We start from the raw sequence: 25,243 nt of genomic DNA, 5'->3' as shown, positions 1-25,243 counted from the left end.
TCCGGACGGACACTGAACCATGGCAACCGATATCGTCGTCCCGACCCTGGGCGAATCCGTGAGCGAGGCCACCATCGGTCGCTGGTTCAAGAAGCCGGGCGACACCGTGGCGGCCGACGAGCCGCTGGTGGAACTCGAGACCGACAAGGTCACCCTCGAGGTCAACGCGCCGGCGGCGGGCGAACTCGGCGAGATCCTGGCCAAGGACGGCGAGACGGTGGAGCCCGGCGCGCTCCTCGGCTCGATCGTCGAGGCCACCGGCGGCGCCAAGGCGGCCCCCAAGAAGGCCGAGGCGCCGGCTCAGGAGAGCAAGAAGGCCGAGGCGCCGGCCCAGGAATCCTCCGCCGGCTACGGCAATCACGGCGACGCCGCGCCCCCGGCGGCCCGCGAATCCGGCGATCACGGCCCGGCGGTCGCCAAGATGGCGCGCGAATCCGGCATCGATCCGTCGACCCTCAATGGAACCGGCAAGGACGGCCGCGTGACGAAGGGCGACATGCTGGAGGCCACCGCCAAGGGGCCCTCCGCCGGGCCCTCCGCCCTCCCGGCGGCCGCTCCCGCCAAGGAGGCCAGGCCGGCCGCTCCGCGCGCACCCTCGAAGCCCGACGATGCGGCGCGCGAGGAGCGCGTGCGCATGACCAAGCTGCGCCAGACCATCGCCCGCCGTCTCAAGGACGCGCAGGACACCGCCGCGATGCTGACGACGTTCAACGACGTCGACATGTCGGCCGTGATGGCGATGCGGAGCCAGTACAAGGACATCTTCGAGAAGAAGCACGGCACCAAGCTCGGCTTCATGGGCTTCTTCACCAAGGCGGTGATCGGCGCCCTCAAGGACGTACCGGCGGTCAATGCCGAGATCGACGGGCAGGACCTCGTCTACAAGAACTACTATCACATCGGCATCGCCGTCGGCACCGATAAGGGCCTCGTGGTCCCGGTGGTGCGCAACGCCGACGACCTGTCGATCGCCGGCATCGAGAAGACCATTGCGGGCTTCGGCAAGAAGGCCCGCGACGGAAAGCTCTCGATCGACGAGATGCAGGGCGGCACCTTCACGATCACCAACGGGGGCATCTACGGGTCGCTGATGTCGACCCCGATCCTCAACGCGCCGCAATCGGGCATCCTCGGCATGCACCGCATCGAGGAGCGTCCCGTCGTGCGGGCCGGCAAAATCGAGGCGCGGCCGATGATGTATCTCGCCCTGTCCTACGATCACCGCATCGTCGACGGGAAGGAGGCCGTGACCTTCCTCGTGCGCGTCAAGGAGGCGCTGGAGGATCCGGCACGCCTCGTGCTCGACCTCTAAGGCCCGGCAGCTGCCGTCCGCCGGCCGCGCCCCCGCGCGGCCGGACGCTTCCGCGCGCTTCGTCCATCGATGGTGGGGCATGACCCGCCGCCCAATCCAGCGAGTCAGAACTCCATGTCCTACGATCTCGTCGTCATCGGCACCGGCCCCGGCGGCTATGTCTGCGCCATCCGGGCGGCCCAGCTCGGTCTCAAGACCGCGGTGGTCGAGAAGCGGGCCACCCACGGCGGCACCTGCCTCAATGTCGGCTGCATCCCCTCGAAGGCGCTGCTGCACGCTTCGGAGGCCTTCGAAGAGGCCTCCAAGCACTTCGCCGACATGGGCGTCATGGTCAGCACGCCCGAACTCGACCTCGCCAAGATGATGACGTTCAAGCAGGACGGCGTCGACGGCAACACCAAGGGTGTCGAGTTCCTGCTCAAGAAGAACGGCATCGATGCCTACCGGGGCACCGCCCGTCTGGCCGGCGCCGGTCGCGTCGAGGTGCTGTCCGAGGACGGCGGCAATCAGCTTCTCGAGACGAAGAACGTCGTCATCGCCACCGGCTCGGACGTCACCAAGCTCCCCGGCGTCACCATCGACGAGACGGTTGTGGTCACCTCCACGGGGGCGCTCGCCCTGGACAAGGTGCCGGGCAAGATGCTGATCATCGGCGCCGGCGTCATCGGCCTCGAACTCGGCTCGGTCTGGCGCCGCCTCGGCTCGGAGGTCACCGTGGTCGAGTATCTCGACCGCATCCTGCCCGGCATGGACGGCGAGGTCGGCAAGCAGTTCCAGCGCATCCTCGGCAAGCAGGGCATCCAGTTCAAGCTGTCCTCGAAGGTGACGGGCGTCGCGGTCGAGAACGACGCCGCCACCGTCACGGTGGAGCCCGCCGCCGGCGGCGAGGCCGAGACGCTGCAGGCCGACGTGGTGCTCGTCGCCATCGGCCGCGTGCCCTACACCGAGAGCCTCGGCCTGGAGACGGTGGGGGTCGGCCTCGACAACAAGGGGCGCATCCAGACCGACAGCCACTACGCCACCAACGTCACGGGCATCTACGCCATCGGCGACGTCATCGCCGGGCCGATGCTGGCGCACAAGGCCGAGGACGAGGGCGTGGCGGTGGCCGAGCTGCTGGCCGGCCAGTCGGGCCACGTGAATTACGGCGTGATCCCGAACGTGGTCTACACCTATCCGGAGGTCGCCTCGGTCGGGAAGACCGAGGAGGAGCTGAAGAAGGACGGCATCGCCTACAACAGCGGAAAATTCCCCTTCACCGCCAACGGTCGCGCCAAGGTCAACCACACCACGGACGGCTTCGTGAAGATCCTGGCCGACGCCACCACCGACCGGGTTCTCGGCGTGCACATCGTCGGCGCCGATGCGGGCAACCTCATCGCGGAGGTCGCGGTGGCGATGGAGTTCGGCGCCTCCGCCGAGGATGTGGCCCGCACCTGCCACGCCCATCCGACCCTGACCGAGGCGGTCAAGGAAGCGGCGTTGGCGGTGGGCAAGCGCGCGATCCACATCTGAGACCCGGTTGATCCCGACCGCTGCGATCCGGCCGTTCCGATATTGGGCGTCCGGTTCCGGGCCTGCTGCCCTGGTGGCGGCCGATCCGGGGGCTGGCACGCCATCACGTCGACGGCCCAGGCGCGGCTTACCCATTCGCGTCGGAATCGATGTGCGCAGGCGGCCCCGCGATGTGATTGACAGGCCGGGATGCGTGCGACCTCTGGCAGAGCCGTCGGGCACAGGGAGAAACATCATGAAGGTCGTCGCGGATCTGTGCATCGTCCCGATGGGCGTCGGCCCCTCGGTTTCGCCCTACGTGAAGGAGATCAAGGCGGTCATCGACGCCAGTCCCCTTCAGGCGGAGATGCATGCCAACGGCACCAATATCGAGGGCGAACTCGGCGACATCTGCGCGCTGATCGAGGCCTGCGAGGCCCGGCTCAGCGAACTCGGCGTCCAGCGGGTCTTCTTCACGATGGCGTTCTCGTCGCGGCGCGACAAGGTGCAGTCCATGGCGGACAAGCTGACGGCGGTGCTCTGAGCGTCGCCCGCCATGGCCGGGACGGTTAGGGCTTCGCCCCAGCCGGTTTCGGCTGATCCAGCCTCTCGCCTGCCGTGCATTCCCGCAGAAAGGTGTCGCGGCCCGCTCCCGTGAGCCCGTTCTTGTCGGCTTGCGTCGCGCAGACCGCCTCGCCGCGCGCCGCGTTGGTCGAGGCGGCTGGCGGTTGGCTGGAGGCCGCCGGCGCTCGGTCAGATGCTGGCGGGGCTTGACCCGCAGCCGGCGTCGCCAACCCGAGGGCGAGGAGCAGCAGCAAGCTCTGTCGAGATGCCATCAAGGGTCCTTCCGTCCGGTTCGGTCCGCGTCGACTGGGCAACGCGGCCGAGCGGCCGCTTGATCCGTGGAGCAAACGGCCCGCGAAAGTTCGTAACCGCATGGCACCCCGGTGGACGGAGGAAGAATTAACCGCCGTCGAGCGATGAAAGAGCCCTGTCGACGGATGTCATTCTTCCGTCAAAGGCGCTCCCTGCTGGATCAACGATGGATGTCAGGGTCCTAACGATGCCAAAGCGACCTATCCTGACGCGGCGATTTCGGTGGACCCACTCGGCCCGATGGCTGAGTACGATCAATTTGCTTTCGGTGATCGGGCTCTGTGCCGTGTCCGCTTTCATGCTCTGGCAGATGCGCCTCGATGCGGCGCGGCGCTCGGAGGTCACCTCGCGCAGCCTGGTCCAGGTTCTGGGGCGCGACATCGCCCGCAACATCGAACTCTACGATCTTTCGCTCCGCTCCGTCGTCGACGGCCTCAAGTTGCCCGAACTGGCACAGGCCGACCCCGAACTCCGGCAGATGATCCTGTTCGACCGGGCGGCCACCGCCGAGAATTTCGGCCACACCCTCGTGTTCGACCGGACCGGCAAGCTCATCATCAGCTCGCGCTCTCTCAATCCGGAGCCGCTGAACTACGCCGACCGCGAATATTTCCAGTACCACGCCACCCATCCGGGCAACGGCCTGCACATCAGCCAGCCCCTGGTCTCGCGTCTGACGGGACGGCGCGTGCTGATCATCAGCCGGCGCCTGTCGGACCCGGACGGCACCTTCGCGGGCGTGGTCCTCGGCTCGATCTACCTCGATTATTTCCGCCAGCTGTTCGCGGCCGTCGGCGCGGATCACGCCGGGACCGTGACCCTCTACGGACCGGGCGGCGCCATCATCATGCGCGAGCCGTACGACGAGGCCGTGATCGGCCAGAGCGTTTTGGCGACGGACAGCTACCGGAAATTCTTCGATACGGACCGGGACAGCTTCAGCGGACCCGCGATGGTGGGGGAGGGCACCCGCGACTTCGTCTTCACGAAGGTCGGGGACCTGCCGCTCCATCTCAGCATCGCCGTGACTCCGGCGCAGGTCTACGCGGACTGGTGGCACCGTGCCCTGGGCCTCGGCGCCGTGGTCCTCAGCCTGTGCGCCACCACCGTGGTGCTCACGGGCCTCCTCCGTCGCGAATTGCGCCAGCGCAGGGCTGCGGAGCGGGCCGCCCACGAACTCAACATCCAACTGGAGAAGCTCGCCACCACCGATGCCCTGACGGGTCTGGCCAACCGGCGACGGTTCGACGACGTGCTCGGCCGCGAGTGGCGCCGCGCCATTCGTAACCAGGTGCCCCTCGCGCTGCTCGTGATGGATGCCGACAACTTCAAGGGCTTCAACGATCGCTACGGGCACCAGAGGGGCGACGAGGCCCTGAGGCTGATCGCCCGCTCGATCGAGGCCAGCATCGGCAGCCAGGCGGACACGGCCTGCCGGATCGGCGGTGAGGAGTTCGCCGTCCTTCTGCCCGAGACCGATGCGGCGGGCGCCGAAGTCGTCGCGAACCGCATCCGCGAGGCCGTTCTGGGCTGGAAGGTGCCCCATGCGGGGAGTCCGAACGGCGTGCTCACGGTCAGCATCGGCGTGGCGCAGATCCCGGAAACGCGTGCCGCCGATCCCGCGGGCTTCGTCGAGGCGGCCGACCAGGCGCTCTATGGCGCCAAGGCGAACGGGCGCAACCAGGTTCAGGTCTACGGCCGGGAGGTGCCGGCGCCCCGCGCGATGGCGGGCTGACGACCCGGCTCGCCCCCTGGGGTACCGTTGCGCCGAGGGCGAACGGAAGGGAGCCAAAACCGGTCTCGCACGCTTGACGTCTATGCGGTGCGATCCGGCGGGCCGCATGCGGCGAACGCCCTGTCGGCGAGCGCCCTCTCCCTCAAGCGAGGCTTCGCCGACGCGACACCTCGCCCACGCGAACCGAAGTGAATGTCATGCGGACCCGATCGAAAATCGGCCTCGCGGCCCTGGCCGTCGTCCTCCTCGGCGGCGCAGCCTTCGTGCGCTTCATCGTCTTCCCCGAACAGGCGACGCTCGAAGCCTCCGCGGGGCAGGGGGCGAGCCCGACCCTGCCCGCCCCCAACCCGACCCTGATGCCGACGGTGAACATCGCCCGCGTGGCACGCTGGGAGAACGGCGCCAAGCCGCAGGCCGCCGCCGGACTTCAGGTCGCGGCCTATGCGGAGGGGTTCGACCATCCGCGCTGGATGGCCCTGCTGCCCAACGGCGACGTGCTGGTGGCGGAAGCGAACAAGCCCCAGACCGACGATCCCTCGACCGGGATCGCCGATTGGGTGGCCGACAAGGTCAAGAGCCTGGCCGGGGCGGGGGTGAAGAGCCCCGACCGCATCGTCCTGCTGCGCGACGCAGACGGCGACGGCGTCGCCGAGGAGCGCCACGTCTTCCTGGAAGGCCTGCACTCGCCCTTCGGCATGGCGCTGGTCGGCAACGATCTCTACGTCGCCAATGCGGACGCCCTGGTGAAGGTGCCCTATCAGCCGGGCCAGACCGAGATCACCGCGACCCCCGAAACGGTCGTCGACCTGCCGTCCGGCATCAATCACCACTGGACCAAGAACGTCATCGCCAGCCCGGACGGCCAGCGGCTGTACGTCACCGTCGGCTCGAACAGCAATGTCGGTGAGAACGGCCTCGACAAGGAGACGGGCCGGGCGGCAATCTGGGAATACACGATCGCGACGAAACAAATGCGTGAATACGCGACCGGCCTGCGCAACCCCAACGGCCTCGGCTTCGAACCCACGACCGGCACCCTGTGGACGGTCGTGAACGAGCGGGACGAGATCGGCAGCGACCTCGTGCCGGACTACATCACCTCCGTGCGCGAGGGCGGGTTCTACGGCTGGCCCTACAGCTACTGGGGCAACCACGTGGATGAGCGTGTGCAGCCGCAGAAGCCCGACCTCGTCGCCAAGGCGATCGCGCCGGACTACGCGGTCGGCACCCACACGGCCTCCCTCGGCCTCGCCTTCTCGCAGGCGAGCAGCCTGCCGGAGGCTTCGAAGAGTGGTCTGCCGGAGGCTTCGAAGAGTGGTCTGCCGGAGGCTTGGAAAACCGGTCTGTTCGTGGCCCAGCACGGCTCGTGGAACCGCCGGCCGAAGAGCGGCTACAAGGTGATCTACGTGCCCTTCCGGGACGGCAAGCCCGCCGGGACGCCGGTCGACGTGCTCACCGGCTTCCTCAATGCCGACGAGAAGGCGCAGGGGCGTCCGGTGGGCGTCATCCTGGACAAGACCGGGGCACTGCTGGTCTCGGACGATGTCGGCAAGACCATCTGGCGGGTCAGCGGCGCCAGCCAGACCCAGTAGCGGCCTGGGCGATCGTCCGCCTCTCGCCCGGCCGCGAACGAACGCGGCTGGTTCGGGTTGACCCGACGGGTACGGCGGTTCCGCCGGTGCCCCGTTCATCGAGCAGCGAAAGTCTTCATGACCGAGACGAAGACCGATCCTTCGCGGCGTGCCCTCGTCGGCGGCCTCTCCGCCGGCATGGTGGCCGCCCTCGGGAGTGCGGCCGGTGCCCAGGAGCAGGTGGCCCAGACCGATACGTCCCCCAATCCGCCCCGGAGCTATCCGCGGCCGCCCTTCGAGCGGCAACAGCAGGATTGGCCGGGCCTCGCGAGCCGGATGGTGCCGCGCCCGGACCACGGCGAGACGACCTACAAGGGCTCCGGCCGGCTTGCCGGCCGCAAGGCCCTGATCACCGGCGGCGATTCCGGAATCGGCCGCGCCGCCGCCATCGCGTATGCCCGCGAGGGCGCGGATGTGGCCATCAACTACCTGCCGGCCGAGGAGTCGGATGCGGCCGAGGTGGTGGCGCTCATCGGCCAGGCGGGACGCAAGGCGGTGGCGCTGCCCGGCGACATCCGCGACGAAGCCTTCTGCCAACGCCTCGTGGCCGATGCGGCCCGGTCCCTCGGCGGCCTCGACATCCTGGTCAACAACGCCGTCTACCAGAAATCGCAGGTTTCGATCCTGGACATCACCACCGAGCAGTTCGACCAGACCTTCAAGACCAACGTCTACGCGATGTTCTGGATCACCAAGGCGGCGCTCGCCCATCTGGGCCTCGGGGCGGCGATCATCAACACCGCGTCGGTGAACGCCTACGAGCCCTCCGAGACCCTGCTCGACTACGCCGCCACCAAGGCGGTGATCGTGAACTTCTCCAAGGCGCTCGCCAAGCAGCTGGCGCAGAGCGGCATCCGGGTGAATGCCGTCGCCCCCGGACCGTTCTGGACCCCGCTCCAGGTCTGTGGCGGCCAGCCGCCCGAGAAACTGCCGGGTTTCGGCAAGGATACGCCGATGGGGCGCCCGGGCCAGCCGGCGGAGCTGGCGGGCATCTACGTCCTCCTCGCCTCCCATGAGGCGAGCTACTCGACGGGGCAGGTCTTCGGCGCCGTGGGGGGACGCGGCGGCCCGTAGCGCGCAGGGGAGGCCGGATCGTTGGCGGACGGAGAAGGCGTGATGAACAAGGCCTATGGTGTGCAGGTGACGGTGATTCCGGCGGGTGCGGGGGAAGCGACCGTGGCGCCGGTGATCGTCGTCGCCCGCGACGAACAGGACGCGGCGCTCGTGGCCGCCGAGGCGGCGGGCTCGGGTGCCCAGGCCGAAACCCTGCGGGAACTGAGCACCAAGGAGATCGCCGAGCACGGGCTCGATCTCCACGCGCATGGCAGCCTCAAGGCCCTGCCCCTGCTGCGACTGTGACCGCAGGGGGCCGCCCGGCGCGCGGCTGAACATCCCCTGCGGCCCGCGGGTTGGACCCCGAGAGTCGACGTTGGACCCCACCCCGAACGGTTCGACGGGCTTGAACGGTTCGACCCCAGGGAGCCCCGATGACCGCGAACCCCGCCATGCTGGACCAGAGCCGCGACGCCACCCCCCTGCCGCGCGCGTCCGGCTTCGACAGCACCCTGGCGCTGCTGGCCGAGGGCTACGCCTTCATCCCGAACCGCTGCCGGGCCCTCGGCACCGACCTGTTCGCGACCCGCCTGATGCTGAGCCCGGTGCTCTGCATGTCCGGTGCCGAGGCCGCGCGCCACTTCTACGACGATCACCGCTTCACCCGACGACACGCCCTTCCGCCGACCGCGTTCGCGCTGATCCAGGACCACGGCAGCGTGATGGTGATGGACGGGGAGGCCCACCGCCGGCGCAAGGCGATGTTCCTCTCGCTCGTCGGCCCCGAGGCGCTGCGCCGCCTCGCCGACCTGACGGTGGGGCATTGGCGGGCGGCCGCTGCCCGCTGGGCGCGGCAGGACGCGGTGATCCTCCTCGACGAGGCGCATGCCGTGCTGACGGCGGCGATCAGCGAATGGGTCGGCCTCCCCCTGGATTCGGGCGAGACCCGCGACCGGGCGACCGAGTTCGCCGCCATGATCGCCGGCACGGGGGCGGTCGGTCCCCGCAACTGGCGCGGTCATCTCTACCGCGCCCGTACCGAGCGATGGGCGCGCCGGGTCATCACCGAGATCCGCGACGGGCGGCGGGCGGTGCCGGAGGGTGCGGCCCGCACCATCGCCGAGCATCGCGACCTCGAGGGCCGCCTCCTCGACGTGAAGACCGCCGGGGTCGAGCTGATCAACGTGCTGCGGCCGACCGTGGCCAATGCCCGCTACGTCGTGTTCGCCGCCATGGCGCTCCGGGACAACCCTGCCTGTCGCGAGGCCCTGCGCGGCGCCGATCCGGGCGCCCTGGCGCGCTTCACCTTCGAGGTCCGCCGCGTCTACCCCTTCATCCCGTTCATCGGCGGCCGGGTGCGGGAGCCGTTCACCTGGCGCGGCCATGCGTTCCAGGCCGGAGCCTGGGTGCTGATGGACCTCTACGGCACCAACCACGATCCCCGCCTGTGGCCCGAGCCGGACCGGTTCGATCCCGAGCGCTTCCGCGACGCGCCGCCCGGCGCCTTCGACCTCGTCTCCCACGGCGCCGGCTCGGCCGCGACCGGCCATCGCTGCCCGGGCGAGGGCATCACCCAGATCCTGGTCGAAACCCTGACCGATCAACTGGCCAACGGGATGACGTACACGATCCCACCGCAGGACCTGACCCTCGACCTCGCGAACATCCCCGCCCGCCCGCGTAGCGGGCTCGTGCTGCGGGACGTGCGGCCGGTCTAGCCGCCGTCCGACTGGTCATGGGGCGCGCTTGCTCTCGGTAGGGGCCCGACGGACAGGAGATTCCGGCACAACGGGCGAGGCCGGCGAAAGTGCTTGAGAGGACCGCCCGGCAATAGAATGAGCGTCACTGGACCGTGGTCTTGCGTCGTCGCGGCGGATCGACTGAGTATCCTCATTCGTCTCCAGTCCGAGTGGTATTATGACATTATCAAATATCAATCCGGCGATGATTATAAAGTAATCGCTTGTCATTAAAATTCTAACGCGATAACTGAAAAAATTGTCGCGGAATTCATCACCGGTCCGCGTCGGGATGCCGCCGAAAGGCATGCTTCGAGGATCGCGATGGGAGTTCCGATGATGTCCGGTATCATGATCGAATCCGTCCTTTCCCACGAAAAGGTCGAGACTTCGACTATCGTCATCATCGATCCTCGAATTTTGTTCCGGGAAAGTCTGCTCTGCCAGATCCAGATGAAGGGCGACGCGCCGAACGTCCTTGGAGTCTGCACGGTCACGCATTGGCAGCAGGTGGCGCCGGCGCATCCGGGCGCCTCCGTCATCGTCATCGCGGCGACCCACCGCCGCGTCGCCCAGATGCGGAGCGAGTTGGACACCCTGGCCATCATCAGCCCGGGCGTCCCCGTGATTCTGTTGTCCGAGATCGAGGACGATCATCAGGTCACCGAGGCGATGCGCCGGGGCTTGCGCGGCTTCATTCCGATGACGAGTTCGCTGAAGGTGGCCCAGAGCGCCATCGCGCTCGTGCTGGCGGGGGGGCGCTTCGTACCTTCCGAACTCCTGTGCGCGATCCCGGCACCGCAGGTACCGGAGCCGCGCGGAGCCGATGCGGTCCGGCTCACGGAGCGCGAGGCGGCCGTGCTCGGCGGCCTGCAGATCGGCAAGCCGAACAAGGTGATCGCCTATGAACTCAACATGTGCACCAACACCGTGAAGGTTCACGTGCGCAACATCATGAAGAAGCTTCAGGCCAAGAACCGGACCGAGCTCGCCTACCTGGTCAACACCCGCGGCGTGGTGTCGTCGGCGCCCCATCTCGGCGGCGCCTGGTTCCATGCGCGTCCCTTGGCAGAGCACGCGGCGGCACAGCCCTCGTGATGCCCGCCCGAGCGGGCGGCACGGCGGGGGCGACCGATTCCGCGCTTCGATGTCACCCCTGCCCGGGCGAGCTGCGGATTCGTGCGCCGTCGAACCGCGCTCCCCAGACACGATCCGATCCCGGGGCGGGGCAGAGATAAGAGATCGGGGGGTTAGAGATAGGGCAGCAACAGCCGCACGCTCGCGTCCCGGAGCCGGACCGGTAGGCTGCGACCGGTCAGCTCGGCGCATTCCAGGCGGGTCGTCATCTTCGCCTGCATGGACCGGCCGAGCTCGGTTGCCAGAGCCGGGTCGTAGAGCTCCAGGTTGAGTTCGAAGTTCAGGCGGAAGCTCCGCATGTCCCAGTTCGCACTGCCGACGAAGCACCAGGTTTCGTCGACGACGAGCATCTTGGAATGCTCGAAGGGCGGATCGTTCAGCCAGATCCGGACGCCGTGATCCAGCAGCGGGCCGACATGGGCACGGGTGGCCCAATCCACGAACCGGTGGTTGCTGGCACGCGGAATGATGACGTCCACGCCGACGCCCCGGGTCGCCGCGAGCAGGAGCGCGATCGTCAGCACTTCGCTCGGCAGGAAGTAGGGGGTGACGAGCCGGATGCTGCGCTGTGCCCCGTTGAGGGCATGCAGCACCACGTGCTCGATCTTCTCGATGTCGGCATCCGGCCCGGAGGTCACGACCCGGGCCATCGTGCCGCCGGCCAAAGCCGCCGTACCGCCGGCCAAGGCCGTGCTGTCGCTGGCCGGGGCGGGTTGCCAGCGGTCGCCGTGGAGATCCTCGCCCGCGGCGAACATCCAGCTTCGGGCGAAGGCGCCCGCGAGCTGCCGGACGACCGGCCCTTCGATGCGGAAGTGGGTGTCGCGGACCGGGTTCGAAGGATGCCAGCCGACGCAGTTCTCGTCCGCGATGTTGATCCCGCCGGTGAAGGCGGTCGCGCCGTCGACGATGAGGAGCTTGGTGTGCGTCCGCAGGTTCAGGAACGGCATGCGCCAGGGCAGGGCCGAGTGCATGAACAAAGCGGTCGGCACGCCCGCCCCCCGCAGGCGCCGATAGATCGGGTGCCGGAAGTAGCCGCCGCCGATGCCGTCGATCAGCACGCGGACCTCGGCGCCCCGGGCCTTCGCGGCGACGAGGGCGTCGAAGAAGGCCGCACCGGTCCGGTCATTGCGAAAGATGTAACTCGACAGGGCCACGGACCGCTGCGCGCGGCCGATGGCGTCGAGCATCGCCGGATAGGCCTCGTCGCCGTTCCGCAGCAGGCGGACGGCGTTGCCCGCCACCAGCGGCAGGCGCGTGATGTGTCGAACGGCGTGGTCGAGCGCCCGAAAGGCCGGGGCGATCGTGGGTGCCTGCGGCGGCTCCGTCTGCGCCGGCGCCGAGGGGGGCACCGCGAGCTGTCGTGCGCGGCGGGTGACGCGGTTGATGCCGAACAGCAGGTACAGCGCGGACCCGGAGAGGGGCGCGAGCCAAGCCAGTCCGATCCACCCGATGGCCGTGCCGACCTCGCGCTTGTGCAGAAGCACGTGGATCGTCAGCAGAAGCGCCGACGCCAGACCGATCCCCATCAGGACGTTGGATCGGATCGACCCGGACGCCGCGATCCACCGATGAAACGCCTCTTCCACAGCCGCCCCGGGGTTCCGATACCGACACCGTGGATACGGGACCGCGGCCGGTTCGCAAACCACGCAGGCATCCCCGCCGTCTCGCGCCGAGCGTTCTGTCCCGCGCAGGCCGTTCGCGAGGTCGTCAGACGGCCAGCACGGCCCAGCGATGGGGTCCGAGACTCACCCGCGCTTCCCGTGTTCCGGCGTCCGTCACGACAGCCTCTCCGGTTTCCACCGAGCGGGCGTCCGGCGCCGGAACGACCGCCGCGTCCTCGGCGAGGTTCAGGGCGAGGAGAAGGCGTCGCGTTCCGTCGCCGACCGACAGCACGAGCTGGGTGTTCGTCAGGTGAAGCGTCCGCGTGCGGGCGCGGTGCAGCCAGGCATGGCGGCGGCGCAGGGCGATCAGCGTCTGGTGCAGCCGGTAGATCGGCCAGCCGAAGGGGGCGAGATCGGCCGGCATGTCCGGAAAAACCGGCCGGATCGCATCGTCCCCGCCGATGCGATCTTCCTTCAGGCCGCGGAAGGCCTGCTCGTCACCCGCATAGATCGAAGGCGTGCCGCCGCAGACGAGCAGGATCGCGAGGGCATGGGGAAGGTGGCGCTCATCCACGAGGCGGCTGGCGATCCGCGTAACGTCGTGGTTGCCCACGAAGGTGAGCGGCACGAACGTATCGAGAAAGGCGTTGTGGCGGTCGAGCGCGTGGGCGAGTTCGAACAGGTTACGGTCGTTGAGCGCGCTCCAGATGGCCTTCCAAAGCTCGTACTGGGTCACCGCATCCAGGCCGGTGTCGCGCACGAGGGCGGCGTAATCGCCGTGGATCACCTCGCCGAGCAGGTAGGTGTCCGGGTGGGCCGACCGCACGCGGCCCAGGACGTCAGCCCAGAAGCGCCGTGGCACGGCGTAGGCCGCATCGAGGCGCCAGCCATCCACGCCGCGGGCGAGCCAGTGCGTCATGACGGAGACGACGTAATCCGCCACCGCGGGCGCGTCGTGATTCAGCGTCACGAGTTGCCGATGCCCTTCGAAGCAGGCGTAGTCCGGCTCCGCGCCCGGATGACCGCCATGCGGCCAGGACAGCTTGAACCACCCGGCCCTGGGTGCTCGCTCTCCCTGCTGCAGAACCTCCTGGAAGGCGGGATGCGCGCGTCCGACGTGGTTGAAGACGCCGTCGAGGAGCACGCGCAGGCCCCGCGCATGGGCGGCCTCGATCAGGGCAACGAGATCGGCCTCGTCGCCGAGGCGGGGATCGACCCGGAAGGGATCGACCGTGTCGTAGCCGTGGGTGGAGGCGGCGAAGACGGGTCCGAGCGCAAGTCCCGTGGCGCCGAGCTCGACGGCATAGTCGAGCCAGGCCTGCAGGTGACCCAGGCGATGCACGACGGGAGCACCCGCTGCAGTCTCGGGCTCGGCGCCGACGAAACCGAGCGGGAAGACCTGCCACCAGATCGTGTGTTCAATCCAATCCGGCACGGCACCGCCTTCGTCCAAGACCGGCAGGAAAACTCGTCAGGTCCGCCTCGGGTGCCATACCGCGCTCTGTTCGCCCATCACGTGTTTGTCGGGCGCGCGAACGGCCGTCGAGGCAGGCTCCGGAGGTCCGATGACACGGTGACGGCGCGCGGCATAATATTGCTGTCTCGGACATGAAGTCTAAGAACCATAATGCAAGATACTTCGACCTGACCGGTTCGCATCCTCATCCATGCAGGACTGGTATATCTGGCATAACGTATCTGGCATACCAGTCTTGGGCGGGAAGCGTCATATCAGCGTCAACGCAAACGCTTCTCGGGACAACCTTCATGCTCACCCTGCTTCTCGTCGTCGCCGCCGGTACCGCCAACATCGCGCTCGTGGCCTTCGTGGCCGATCGGTTGACCCCGAAGAGCACTGCGTCCGTCATTTCGGCCGGCGAACTGGCGATTGTGAACGACAACGTTCCGGCCTCCGCGGTGAAGCTGGCGGCCTGACGGCCCGTCCCCCGGCCCGCATCAGCGGACCCACACGACCGAACCGATCGGCCCCGCCCCTCGAAGGCGGGGCTTTTCTTTTGACCCGTCACCTGTCGCCGCGCCGAGTCGATCAATTCCCGCCGAAACGACGCAAGTCTTGATCGGAACGCAAACCTCGATCGGAACATAAGTCTCGATCGATCAGCTGCCGAGCACGTCCGCCTCTGCCCGGCCCACCGCTGCGGCCTGCTGCTGCGCGATGGCCCTGTCGGACTTGCGCTTGAGAAGGAGGCCGATGCCGACCACCAGCGCGGCCCCGAGGACGCCCATCGCGTGCGGGACGGCCCCCTGCAGGCCTGCGGGCAGCACCACGACCATCTGCTGCTGAACGAGCCGATCCGTGGCGATCATCTCGCCGGCCACCCAGCCGAGCAATCCGCCGCCGAACCAGATCAGGATCGGGAACCGGTCGATCAGCCGGGTGATCAGGCTGGCGCCGACCACGAGGAGCGGCACCGACAAGGCGAGGCCGATGATGAAGAGCTCGTCGTGCCCCTTGGCTGCACCCGCCACCGCTACGACGTTGTCGAAGCTCATCACGGCATCCGCCACCACGATGGTCCAGATCGCCTTGGGCAGGCTGGAATGCTCCTTGACGGCGCTCTCGTCCTCCTCCTCGCCGCGCACCAGCTTGACGGCGATGTGCAGCAGGATGAGTCCGCCCAGAACCTTCAACAGCGGCACCGCCAGCAACTGCGAGATGATGACGGCGAAGAAGATCCGCAGCAGAGCCGCCGCGAAGGCGCCCGCGAAGACGCCGATCCGCCGCTGCCGCTCGGGCAGGCCTCGGCAGGCCATGGCGATGACCACCGCATTGTCGCCCGACAGGATGATGTCGATCCAGACGATCTGGAGGAGCGACAGCAGGAAGGAGGAGGTAAGGTAGGAATCCACGATCAGGCGCCTCTGATGCTCCGGCCCGGTGAAGCGGTGGTGTCCCGTGCCGGCGCCCGTTGTCCTGGACGCCCGTGCGCAGAAGGGCAACCGACGTGTTGAAAGAGCCGGCCCCCGGACGGGAGGCCGGCCCCGAAGACGTTTCAGGGATTGGCTTCGACGGCGGAGCGGAGCACGGGCGTCCACCGCGCCACTTCGCGCTCGACCAGTGCCTGCAGGGCGGCGGGACCCGCTTCGGCCTCCTTCGGCACGGTACCGCCGAGATCGAGGATGCGCTTGGTCGTGGCCGGGTCCTTGAGCGCGGTGTCGAGGGCGGCGGTGAGCTTGGCCCTGACATCCGCCGGCAGGCCCTTCGGCGCGAACACGGCGTTCCAGGCGCTGACCTCGTAGCCGGGCAGGCCCGCCTCCTTCGTCGTCGGCACGTCGGGCAGGCTCGGGGAGCGCTCGGGCGTGGCGATGGCGTAGGCCTTGATCGTCCCGCCGGCGATCTGAGGCGCGACGTTGACAATCTGATCGGTCATGAAGTCGACCTGGTCCGCCATCAGATCGTTCAGCGCAGGCCCCGTGCCGCGATAGACCACGAGCGTGGGCTTGGCGCCGGCGAGGAAATTGAACAGCACGCCCGTCGAATGCGAGACGGAGCCGACGCCCGCATGAGCCTGGTTGATCGCCGGGCCGCGGGCCTTCAGCACCTCGATGAAGCCCTTGAGGTCCTGGGCTGGGAAGCTCTTCTTGGCGACGATGACGATCGGCGTGCCGGCAGCGAGTCCGATCGGATCGAAGCTCTTGGCCGGATCGTATTTCAAGCCCTTGAACAGGGCCGGCGCGGCGCCGTGCGTGCCCATGTGGCCCATCATGATGGTGTAGCCGTCGGGCGCGGCCTGCGCGGCGCGGGTGATGCCGGTGGTGCCGCCGGCCCCGGTGACGTTCTCGATGACGACCTGCTGGCCCAACGCGCGCGACATCGATTCGGCGACGATCCGCGCCACCACGTCGGTCGGTCCGCCGGCCGCGAAGGGCACCACCATGGTGATCGGGCGCTGGGGATAGGTGTCGGCGGCCGCACCGAACGCAGCGAGTGCCGACAGGAGGCCGATGGCGAGTGCCCGTCTCATGTTCCTCATCCTTCTGGTTTCTGGTTGTCGAACCCGTTGCCGCAAGACGCCGAGGCGTCCACGCCGTCAGGCCTCCGTGAACACCGCGTCGCGGCTTCGTCGCAGCGACGGCAGCAGCGCCGCCGCCAGGATGGTGAAGGTGACGAGGAACAGCACTGCGCTGACCGGGCGCTCGAGGAACACCAGGGCGTCGCCGCGCGACAGGGTGAGGGCGCGGCGCAGGTATTCCTCCATCAGCTTGCCCAGGACGAAGCCCAGCAGGAGCGGCGCGGGCTCGAAGCCGAACTTGATCAGCCCGTATCCGAACACCCCGAAGGCCGCGATCAGCATCACGTCGGTCGGCTGCGCATTGATGGAGTAGATGCCGATGGAGCAGAACATCAGGATCGCGGGGAACATCAGCCTGTAGGGCACCTTCAGCAGGCGCACCCAGATGCCGACGAGCGGCAGGTTGATGACGAGCAGCATGAGGTTGCCGATCCACATCGACGCGATCATGCCCCAGAACAGGTTGGGGTTCTTGGTCATCACGCCGGGACCCGGAACGATGCCGTGGATCGTCATCGCGCCGACCATCAGCGCCATCACGGCGTTCGGCGGAATGCCCAGCGTGAGGAGTGGAATGAAGGCCGTCTGCGCGCCGGCGTTGTTGGCGCTCTCCGGGCCGGCGACGCCCTCGATGGCCCCGCGCCCGAACCGGCTCGGATCGCGGGCGAGCCGCTTCTCGATCGTGTAGGCCGCGAAGGGGCCGAGCACGGCGCCGTTGCCGGGCAGGATGCCGAGGATCGACCCGATCGCGGTTCCGCGCAGCGCCGAGGGGGCCGCCTGCCGCAGGTCCGCCCAGCTCGGCAGCAGGCGGCCGATCCGCGCCCGGGCGATCTCTCGGGTCTCGGTCTGATCGAGGTTGCGCAGGATTTCGGCGACCCCGAACAGGCCCATCGCCAGCACCGAGAAGTCGACGCCGTCGGTCAGGAAGCCGAAGCCGAAGGTCATCCGCTCCTGGCCGGTCTCGAGGTCGGTGCCCACCGTGGCGAACAGGATGCCGACCAGGATCATGGCCACGGCCTTGAGCACGGAGCCGTGCGCGAGGACGACCGCGAAGGCGAGCCCCATCACCATCAGGGCGAAATACTCCGCCGGTCCGAAGATCAGCGCGAGGCGGGTCAGCGGTGCGCCGAGGGCCGCGATCAGCAGGGTGGCGACGGTGCCGGCGAAGAACGAGCCGATGGCGGCGATGCCGAGCGCCACGCCGGCCCGGCCCTGGCGCGCCATCTGGTGCCCGTCGAGGGTGGTGACGACCGAAGTCGCCTCACCCGGGATGTTGACGAGGATCGCGGTGGTGGAGCCGCCGTACTGCGCCCCGTAATAGATCCCCGCGAGCATGATCAGGGCGCCGACGGGATCGAGCCCGAAGGTGATCGGCAGGAGCATGGCGATGGTGGCGATCGGCCCGACGCCGGGCAGCACCCCGATCAGCGTGCCGACGAGGCAACCCAGGAAGCAGAGCGTCACGTTCTGAAGGCTCAGTGCGACGGCGAAACCGAGGCCGAGATTGGCGAGGAGATCCGTCACGTGCCGCGCTCCCGATCAGGTCGTCATCGCGTGCGGGGCGACGTCGGTCCGGCTCCGGCGGGTGGAGCGGCGCTCCAGGGCGAGCAGGCCCAGTCCCGCCAGGGCGAGCGCACCGGCCGCGAGCCGCAGCATGACGCGCGACGGAATCGTCCCGCTCGCCGCCTCGATGAGGGCGGTGGGGAAGATGGGAATGGGCAGGTTGAGCAGGTCGCCGAACAGCAGCATGCATCCGGCGGTGAGGAGCAGGGCCAGGATGAGAAGTTCGCGAAAGCGCGCCTCGGGAGTCGCATAGCCTCCGATGATCACCGCGAGCGGTCCCGCAACGATGAGACCGAGGCCCGGACTGGCAACGGAGCCGAGGGCGAAGGGCCGGATCGTGATCGCGAAGGCCAGGATGGCCAGCACGACGGTGAGGGGGCCGCGCAGGCCTGTGGTCTGCAGGCCTGCCCCTTCGCGGGCGAGGCCCGTCACGGCGAGAACGCTTCCGCAGGCGGCGACGCCGATCGCCACCCAATGCGGCAGCATGCCGGGTCCCATGGCGCCGAGGGTGCCCCGCGGCAGATCGCTCGCGGCCCAGAGGCCGAACATCCCGAGCAGGACCAGCCCGAGGCCGGCCACGAAGCTCTGCGGCGCGCGCACCACGGACCTGGTCCGCCGCACGGCGTCGGATGCGTCGCTCATCGTTCCTCCCCTGCGCGCCCCGCCTTCGTTTCTCGGGCGTATGGCACGGCGATATGCGCGTTCCCGTTCGTACCGACGGAAGGCCGGCTCGAGGATGGCCTCGGCAGCCGGCGCTTCCGTTCACACAGGACGATGCGCCCTGTCGGATCGGGATCGTCGAAAATGATTGTTGTCTAGAATCTATGCCGTAACGCGAAGTCTCCACAAGGGCCGGCGTCTACGCATACGCTCGATTTCAAGCTTTGATTTCAGGACATCTAGGCACGTTACAGGGCGCACTTTAATCCGGCTGCGATGGCGGAACCCGCATTGCTGCGCTTCGCTCGGCCGCCACCACGTCCCGCCGTGATCGTCCGATGACGGCGACGCCGCGCGCGGAATGCGGAACGCCCTCGTCGAGCCGGGGAGACCGGTTCGATCCCGGTCTCCCGCCTGTTCGACGCCGTCCGGCCGCCTCAGGCAGCCTTCACCGCCGTCAGGAACGTGCCCACCTCCTGGCGGAGGCTTTCCGAATGGTGCGAGAGCGCCTGTGCCGCGCCGAGCACCTGAGTCGCCGCCGTGCCCGTCGAATCGGCGCCGAGGCGCACGTCGTCGATGCTGCCGACGACCTGTCCGGTCCCGTTGGCCGCCTGCTGCACGTTTCGGGCGATCTCCTGGGTCGCCGCCCCCTGCTGCTCCATCGCGGCCGCGATGGCGTTGGAGGCCGCCGCCATTTGCCCGATCGTGCTGCCGATGGCCTGGATGGCCGCGACGGAATCCTGCGTGACGGCCTGGATGGACGCGATCTGCCCGGCGATCTCCTCCGTCGCGCGCGTGGTCTGACCGGCGAGCTCCTTCACCTCGGAGGCGACGACGGCGAAGCCCCGTCCGGCCTCGCCCGCCCGGGCCGCCTCGATGGTGGCATTCAGCGCAAGGAGATTCGTATGTCCGGCGATCTTGTTGATCATCGCGACGACGGTCTCGATCCGTTCGGCCGCACTGGCGAGCTGCCGGACCAGCCCATCCGTCCGGCGCGCCTCGTCGGCCGCCTGCTGGGCGATGCGGGCCGACTGACCGGCCTGCTGCGTGATCTCCTGGATCGACGCGGACATCTCCTCGGTGGCCGCGGCGACGGTCTGGACATTCGCCGAGGTCTGTTCGGCCGCCCGCATCGCGCCGGTGGATTGCCGGGTCGTCTGCTCCGCGGTGCCTGCCATGCCCTGGGCCGTGGCCTCCATCTCCGTGGCGGCGCCGGCCAGACCCTGCGTGAGAACGGAGACATTCGATTCGAACGCCTTCGTCAGTGCGTCGAGCTGGTCGGCACGCCGCGTCTTCGCGTCCGCCTCCTCGGCGGCCGCAGCGTCGGCCTGCTCCTTGGCGATGAGCGCGTCCTTGAAGACCTGCACCGCCCGCGCCATGGCGCCGATCTCGTCGGCGCGGCGGGCACCCGGCACGATCACGCCGTGATCCCCTGCGGCGAGGCGCTGCATCGCGCCGGTCATGGCCGTCACCGGCCCGGACACGCCGCGGCCGACGCGCCAGGCGAGCAGCCCCCCGATGACCAGGGCGACGGCCCCGATCCCGATCACCCGCTGGCTCAACTGGCTCGCATCCTCGGTCATCACCGTCATGATCTGGCGCTGCTCCTGGACTGCCCGTTCCCGGGTCTCCCGGCCGAGGCCGGTCAGCCCGTCGCCGGTCTGCTTCAGGGCCTGATAGGCGACCTCGACGTCATTGGCCCCCTGCAGGACGCCGTCCAGAGCTGCCTTGAAGGCTGCGACCTTTGCATTCGCCATCTTGAGGGAGGTCTGGAGCAGTCCGGCCTCGTCGAGCTGGGGCAACGCCTGCAGCTCCCGGGTGTAGCGCCCGAACTCGACCGTGGCGGTGCTGGCATCCGCCGGGTTGTTGCTGGAGCGGAACAGATAGACGGCGCTCATGCTGGCCTGGAGCGCCCGATCGGCGCGAAAGGTCGCGGCGGCAAGACCCGGCTCTGGCGCGGCGCGCTGCGCCATCGCGTAACCGGCGTTCGAGAGCGTGGCACCGAGCTTCACCAGGTCGCCGAGGGCGGCTTTCCGCTTCTGCATCACGCTCACCAGGGCATCGGCGCCGGTGACGTAGTCGAGAGCCCGGTTCCGGACCGCCGCGTCCCGGCCGTCCGCCTGTTGGCCGGCAATCTCCGCCTTGAGGGCGGCGAGACCGGTCTTGAGGTCGCTCAACATCTCGCCCTGTTCCGTGCGCATGTAGTTGAGCACCAGGCGCCGCGCCCCGTTGAGGCGCAGCTCGAAGGCGCTCGCCTCCTCGGCCGCCTGCATGCGGGCGCCGGTGGCCTCGATTTCGGCGTTGAGCACGCTGACGCTGCGGAAGGTCATGAGCGCGGACACGGTGAGGAGCAGCAGCACCACGCCGAAACCCGCGAGAATGCGCTGGGAGACCGAGAGGCGGTCGAGGCGGAGGAGGGAGTCCGGACGGAGAAGGGACATGGGCGGGAGCCTCGAAAGCTTTAGCGGACGGACTTGATCTGGCGGATCGTTTCGGCGCCGAACCTGGCGCTGAATCCGGCGGTCGCGGATTGCAGGCTCTGTTCGAAGGCGGCGCGATCGACGGAGGCGACCACGTTCATCCCGGCCTTGCGCAGTTCGTCCACCCCCTCCCGCTCCGCGCGCCCGGCCGCCTCGCGGGAGACCTGGCCCGCAGCCCGGGCAGCCTCGGTGAAGGCCTTCTGCTCGGCAGGGCCGAGGGCGTCCCAGGCCGTCTTCGACATGACGATGACGGCCCAGGAATAGACGTGACCACTGAGGGTCAGGTGCTTCTGGACCTTCTCGAAGCGCGAGGCCGAGATGACCGCGATCGGGTTTTCCTGCCCGTCGAACTGCCCGGATTGCAGCGCGCCGTAGAGTGCCGGGAAGGCCAGCGGCTCCGCCTTCACCCCGAGGCTGCGAAAGCCCGTGAGCATGATGTCCGATTGCGGCACCCGCATCGAGAGGCCCTTCAGGTCCTCCGGGTTCGTGACCGGATGCTTCGAATTGGTGATGTGGCGCATGCCGTTCTCGCCCCAGGCGAGCGCGACCATGCCCTTCTGCTGGAACTTCTTCAGGTAATCCTGCCCGACGGGGCCGTCGAAGACGGCGTGGGCATGGCTGGCATCGCGGAACAGGAACGGGATGTCGAAGATCCCGAATTCGGGGATGATGCTGGAGAAGGGCGCACTGGTGATGAAGGCGATGTCGAGGTGCCCCAGGCGGAGCTCCTCCGCCATCTCGACCTCGCCACCGATGGTGCCGTTCGGATACAGCTCGACGCGGGTGGTGCCGCCGGTGCGCTGGGCGACGTCCTTGGCAAAGCGCTCCGCCCCCGCCCCGAGTTGCGAAGTCTGGGCGAAGAGGAAGCCGAGCCGCAGAACGCGCTCCTCGGCCTGCGCCCGGGTGATGGTCAAGATCGAGCAGAGCCCGACGATCGTTGCTGCAACTCTGAGACGTCCAGGCACCGGCGTATCCTATTCGATAGTCGTCGGGTGCTTAAATGCCTGCGCTTAAAAGATCATTGACAGCGCCGGTGCCGAAGCTGGCCTTCGAGCGCTTTCGAACATCTTGAAGCGGACGCTATCCGCTACTTGAGGGGTCCATTCAGCGGGCGAAGGTGCTTGTCGAAAATCTTCGAAGGTGCGTATCGAAGTTCATGGAGGCTTACCCGACCAGCGAGGTCCGCCAGGCCTGCCGCCGCCGAGCATCCCACCGGTGCTTCACGATCACCGCCCGCGCGCCCGACCCCGTGACCTGTGCCTGAGGCTCCCTCGCACCCATCCCATGGTGCGCGAAGGCCTCCACACCCCCGTTGCGCGGAGCCCCCGCATGGGCTACCAACGCGACACGGTCAGCACCCGTAGCTCAGCTGGATAGAGCGTTGCCCTCCGAAGGCAAAGGTCACACGTTCGAATCGTGTCGGGTGCGCCAATCATTTCAACAACTTAGCTGATTATCGCCGGGCCCCTTGATGGGCTGCGGAAGCGCTGCGGAAGCAAGCTGCATAAAATCAGTGCGGCACGATTTGCTCGATCTCAAACCGTTGAACCCTGTAGCCGATTCGGAGGAGCCTTCCTCTTAGTGGTCTGCCGAGGAAGTGATGGACGGGTAGCGGCAAACCCCAGACCGAAGGAGCACAGCCTGTCCGAGCATCTGAGCAAAGAGCGAATGCGGGCTGAAGCGGCCTTCGCGAAGGAGCAAATTCGGCCGATGCAAGTGCCCGACGAAGAGGCGTCCGTCAGCGACGCGGGAAAGAACTTGGCTCGGCAGAAAGCAGCGCGCCTCGCCAGGGATGCCTGTGATGCCACCGCGGGGAAGCGCTAGCGGACGGACATGACCCTTCAGGAGCAGCGTCGCCTGAGACTGTGCTTCCCATGCAGAGTGGGTCATGTGGTACGCTGGATGCAACTTACCTAAAGACGAAGGGCTATCTAAAATGAGCGATGGCCAACTTCAGTCTAAGGGGCTGGCCGAGGTCATGCGGCTTGCTACCTCGCTTGCCTACCGCATACTCAACACGCAGCTCATAGGAAGTCCGGTTCCGCCCAATCAGGCGAAGGCACTCGTAGAAGCCGCAAGGTTGCTGCACGAAAACGGGGTGGATTGGCCGCCAGGAGTTACCGAGGCTTTGCGCAGGCTGGCCGAAGCTACGACGCCAGCGCCGCCAGCCGCCAACGAACCGGCCGCCGAGGAAATGTCAGAGAGCGATGAGGGTGCTAGCCTTAATCCCGTGAGCCGAGGCCATAAAGTTAAGCGCTTCATCAAATCCTTCAGCAAACGAAACGGCTGAGATCGTCATGCAGCGCTGTCGGATCATTGTGGCATTGCTGATCGGTGCGACACCGGCAATTTCATCTGGGTCTTGGGCTCAATCCGCCCCGACTTCGACCGCAGTCAATAACTGGGCCGAATTCCGAACCGCACTCGTGTCCTGCTGGACAGTGCCTGAGAATACCGAAGGATCGATGATCGCGTTCCGCTTCGGCTTGAACAAGACAGGGAGCCTGCGGGGCCCCCCTCTCGTCACAGCCCGACAGCTTCAAGGCGACAAGGATGCTCGGAAACGGTTTGAGGATGCTGCTGCCGTTGCTCTAGCCCAGTGCCTGCCGATGAAAGTGACGCCCGCCTTCGGAGCCATTCTCGGTGAGAGTCCCATCAGGCTCAGATTTGCCAACACCCCACCAACGGCCGCCTACCAGCTCAACAGCAACATCACGATTTTCGCTCCACGATGAGGTATATTGCGGTCGGCAGGCGTTATTTTCGTTGCGCAGCGTGGCGCGCCCTCCGAGTCAGGTTGCTCAGAGACGTCAAAGAACCTTCTCAGCAGTCCATCCCAAAAAGCCGATCCACGCTATGACGCTGATCAGCACAACTGCCAGAATGCACCATGCCATCAGCGGGATGCGTCGGCGGGTACGAAGGCGAGGAGCTTGCATGGAGGTCTCGAAAAAACTGCCAAGGGAGATCCGGTTGTAGCATGACGCAACAGACCGACGCCCTCTCATCTGACACCAACGACGGCGCATCGGAACGGCTGTCAGAGGTCTCGCGCCTGTCGACGCTTCTCGCCGATCGTGTGCTGGCCGCTCAGGCGGCAGACGAGCCGGTGCCGAAGGCGCACATCAACGCCCTGCTCGACGCAGCCATCATCCTGGATAAGTACGAGATCGACCTACCGATGCCGCTCGGCCAGATTATCGATCAGATCGGCGATGCCGAGGATAAGGATGCTGGCCGACTCGCTTGGCTGTTCCGACCGTTCCAAGGGGCGAGGGGCTAAAACGTGATGCTCGCGGTTGAGCTGACCGATTAACGCCCGCGGTGCATCCTCGAGGAGCTTCAGGTCTGTCGTTACCACCCCGGCCTTGCTGTAGCGCCAGGGATGGTCTCCGGGCGCCTCGCGCCAGGTGCGGGCCACCCCGGCCTGCGCCGCCTTGATCAGCGCCATTGTGTCGTTCGTGGCTTCCGGCAGCGTCACGGTCGTCGAGACCGAGCGCATCGGGTCACCGCGGTCATGCTCGCTCGTGTGGTAGAAGACCGAGACGTGCGTGGTGCCAAGGCTGCTGCGCCGCAGCTTTTCACCGAGGCGCGTCGCGTGCGCGGCAACCGCCTGCTCCAGGGTCTCACGCTCGGTGATGCGGCGGGAGAACGACCGGGTCACGGCGCAGCCTTTGCGCTGGGCCGGCATGAGTTCAAGCGGCAGGCAGGCCAGCCCACGTAGCTCGTAGATGATGCGCTCGCCCACCACCGTCATGGCTTTGCGCACCGGACGCGGGTCGAGGTCGCGCAGATCCGCGACCGTGTCCACGCCGGGGCCGATCAGCTTGGCGAGCGAGGCTCGGCCGATGCCCCAGACCTCGGCCACCGAGATCCGGCAGACCCAATGTTAAGCGTCACCGTGAAGAATAATTATTTCTTGATA

At 67.8% G+C, this 25,243-nt stretch carries 19 protein-coding genes, 1 tRNA gene and 1 pseudogene; 12 read left to right on the top strand and 9 right to left on the bottom strand.

All coding sequences use genetic code 11. The features are described 5' to 3' along the window. Nucleotides 1–19 precede the first annotated feature (19 nt). From odhB to ACV7NL_RS03325, 9 genes are all read left to right on the top strand, one after another. The gene (gene odhB, locus ACV7NL_RS03365; RefSeq protein ID WP_463354929.1) at nucleotides 20–1,312 is read left to right on the top strand and encodes a 2-oxoglutarate dehydrogenase complex dihydrolipoyllysine-residue succinyltransferase; all 1,293 of its coding nucleotides are present in this window, start codon (nucleotides 20–22) and stop codon (nucleotides 1,310–1,312) included. A 114-nt stretch (nucleotides 1,313–1,426) separates the two neighbouring features. Beyond that, the gene (gene lpdA, locus ACV7NL_RS03360; RefSeq protein WP_463354928.1) at nucleotides 1,427–2,827 is read left to right on the top strand and encodes a dihydrolipoyl dehydrogenase; all 1,401 of its coding nucleotides are present in this window, start codon (nucleotides 1,427–1,429) and stop codon (nucleotides 2,825–2,827) included. A 235-nt stretch (nucleotides 2,828–3,062) separates the two neighbouring features. Next, complete coding sequence (locus tag ACV7NL_RS03355) at nucleotides 3,063–3,350, top strand: MTH1187 family thiamine-binding protein (RefSeq protein WP_056182372.1); 288 nt, start codon at nucleotides 3,063–3,065, stop codon at nucleotides 3,348–3,350. Between the two features lie 618 nt (nucleotides 3,351–3,968). Beyond that, nucleotides 3,969–5,417 (top strand): sensor domain-containing diguanylate cyclase, encoded by a 1,449-nt coding sequence (locus ACV7NL_RS03350; protein ID WP_463354927.1) that lies wholly within the window; start codon nucleotides 3,969–3,971, stop codon nucleotides 5,415–5,417. A 197-nt stretch (nucleotides 5,418–5,614) separates the two neighbouring features. Next, nucleotides 5,615–7,009 carry a PQQ-dependent sugar dehydrogenase gene (locus tag ACV7NL_RS03345; RefSeq protein ID WP_463354926.1) on the top strand — a complete coding sequence of 465 codons (1,395 nt, stop codon included), beginning with the start codon at nucleotides 5,615–5,617 and terminating at the stop codon, nucleotides 7,007–7,009. 117 nt (nucleotides 7,010–7,126) lie between these two features. Then, on the top strand, nucleotides 7,127–8,122 hold the full coding sequence (locus ACV7NL_RS03340; protein ID WP_056182359.1) for an SDR family oxidoreductase: 996 nt from the start codon (nucleotides 7,127–7,129) through the stop codon (nucleotides 8,120–8,122). A gap of 42 nt (nucleotides 8,123–8,164) precedes the next feature. Beyond that, nucleotides 8,165–8,407: a hypothetical protein gene (locus ACV7NL_RS03335; protein ID WP_463354925.1), complete on the top strand. Its 243-nt coding sequence runs from the start codon at nucleotides 8,165–8,167 to the stop codon at nucleotides 8,405–8,407. A gap of 128 nt (nucleotides 8,408–8,535) precedes the next feature. After that, nucleotides 8,536–9,819, top strand: coding sequence for a cytochrome P450 (locus ACV7NL_RS03330; RefSeq protein WP_463354924.1), 1,284 nt, complete (start codon nucleotides 8,536–8,538; stop codon nucleotides 9,817–9,819). Nucleotides 9,820–10,176: 357 nt separating this feature from the next. Then, a complete protein-coding gene (locus ACV7NL_RS03325) occupies nucleotides 10,177–10,938 on the top strand; it encodes a response regulator transcription factor (RefSeq protein ID WP_463354923.1) in 762 nt (253 codons plus the stop codon). A gap of 152 nt (nucleotides 10,939–11,090) precedes the next feature. Here ACV7NL_RS03325 and ACV7NL_RS03320 read toward each other — a convergent pair whose 3' ends face one another. Both ACV7NL_RS03320 and ACV7NL_RS03315 read right to left on the bottom strand, forming a co-directional pair. Next, entirely contained in the window at nucleotides 11,091–12,563 is a 1,473-nt protein-coding gene (locus ACV7NL_RS03320) for a phospholipase D-like domain-containing protein (protein WP_463354922.1), read from the bottom strand. 124 nt (nucleotides 12,564–12,687) lie between these two features. After that, nucleotides 12,688–14,016: an alpha-amylase family protein gene (locus ACV7NL_RS03315; protein WP_463354921.1), complete on the bottom strand. Its 1,329-nt coding sequence runs from the start codon at nucleotides 14,014–14,016 to the stop codon at nucleotides 12,688–12,690. Nucleotides 14,017–14,348: 332 nt separating this feature from the next. Between ACV7NL_RS03315 and ACV7NL_RS03310 the strand changes: the two genes are divergently transcribed. Next, a complete protein-coding gene (locus tag ACV7NL_RS03310) occupies nucleotides 14,349–14,516 on the top strand; it encodes a hypothetical protein (RefSeq protein ID WP_200935886.1) in 168 nt (55 codons plus the stop codon). A gap of 183 nt (nucleotides 14,517–14,699) precedes the next feature. Here ACV7NL_RS03310 and ACV7NL_RS03305 read toward each other — a convergent pair whose 3' ends face one another. From ACV7NL_RS03305 to ACV7NL_RS03280, 6 genes are all read right to left on the bottom strand, one after another. Next, the gene (locus ACV7NL_RS03305; RefSeq protein ID WP_056485382.1) at nucleotides 14,700–15,452 is read right to left on the bottom strand and encodes a TerC family protein; all 753 of its coding nucleotides are present in this window, start codon (nucleotides 15,450–15,452) and stop codon (nucleotides 14,700–14,702) included. Between the two features lie 143 nt (nucleotides 15,453–15,595). Beyond that, nucleotides 15,596–16,567, bottom strand: a complete 972-nt coding sequence (locus tag ACV7NL_RS03300) for a tripartite tricarboxylate transporter substrate-binding protein (protein ID WP_463354920.1) — start codon at nucleotides 16,565–16,567, stop codon at nucleotides 15,596–15,598. 66 nt (nucleotides 16,568–16,633) lie between these two features. Then, complete coding sequence (locus ACV7NL_RS03295) at nucleotides 16,634–18,139, bottom strand: tripartite tricarboxylate transporter permease (RefSeq protein WP_056485386.1); 1,506 nt, start codon at nucleotides 18,137–18,139, stop codon at nucleotides 16,634–16,636. A gap of 15 nt (nucleotides 18,140–18,154) precedes the next feature. Further along, nucleotides 18,155–18,820 (bottom strand): tripartite tricarboxylate transporter TctB family protein, encoded by a 666-nt coding sequence (locus tag ACV7NL_RS03290; protein ID WP_056182336.1) that lies wholly within the window; start codon nucleotides 18,818–18,820, stop codon nucleotides 18,155–18,157. Between the two features lie 455 nt (nucleotides 18,821–19,275). Beyond that, nucleotides 19,276–21,279, bottom strand: a complete 2,004-nt coding sequence (locus tag ACV7NL_RS03285; protein WP_463354919.1) for a methyl-accepting chemotaxis protein — start codon at nucleotides 21,277–21,279, stop codon at nucleotides 19,276–19,278. Between the two features lie 20 nt (nucleotides 21,280–21,299). Continuing rightward, nucleotides 21,300–22,283, bottom strand: a complete 984-nt coding sequence (locus tag ACV7NL_RS03280; RefSeq protein WP_463354918.1) for a DctP family TRAP transporter solute-binding subunit — start codon at nucleotides 22,281–22,283, stop codon at nucleotides 21,300–21,302. Between the two features lie 389 nt (nucleotides 22,284–22,672). On the opposite strand from ACV7NL_RS03280, the gene ACV7NL_RS03275 reads away from it, so the two are divergent. After that, nucleotides 22,673–22,749, top strand: a tRNA-Arg gene (locus ACV7NL_RS03275). 457 nt (nucleotides 22,750–23,206) lie between these two features. Continuing rightward, complete coding sequence (locus ACV7NL_RS03270; protein ID WP_463354917.1) at nucleotides 23,207–23,608, top strand: hypothetical protein; 402 nt, start codon at nucleotides 23,207–23,209, stop codon at nucleotides 23,606–23,608. Between the two features lie 1,002 nt (nucleotides 23,609–24,610). Here ACV7NL_RS03270 and ACV7NL_RS03265 read toward each other — a convergent pair. Next, nucleotides 24,611–25,207, bottom strand: a pseudogene (locus ACV7NL_RS03265) (DinB/UmuC family translesion DNA polymerase); the annotation flags it as partial. Between the last annotated feature and the right edge of the window lie 36 nt (nucleotides 25,208–25,243).

The sequence above is a fragment of the Methylobacterium sp. Ger2507 genome, assembly GCF_055231875.1.
The sequence above is the reverse complement of the archived record's forward strand: the minus strand, read 5'-3'. Positions and strand labels throughout refer to the sequence as shown.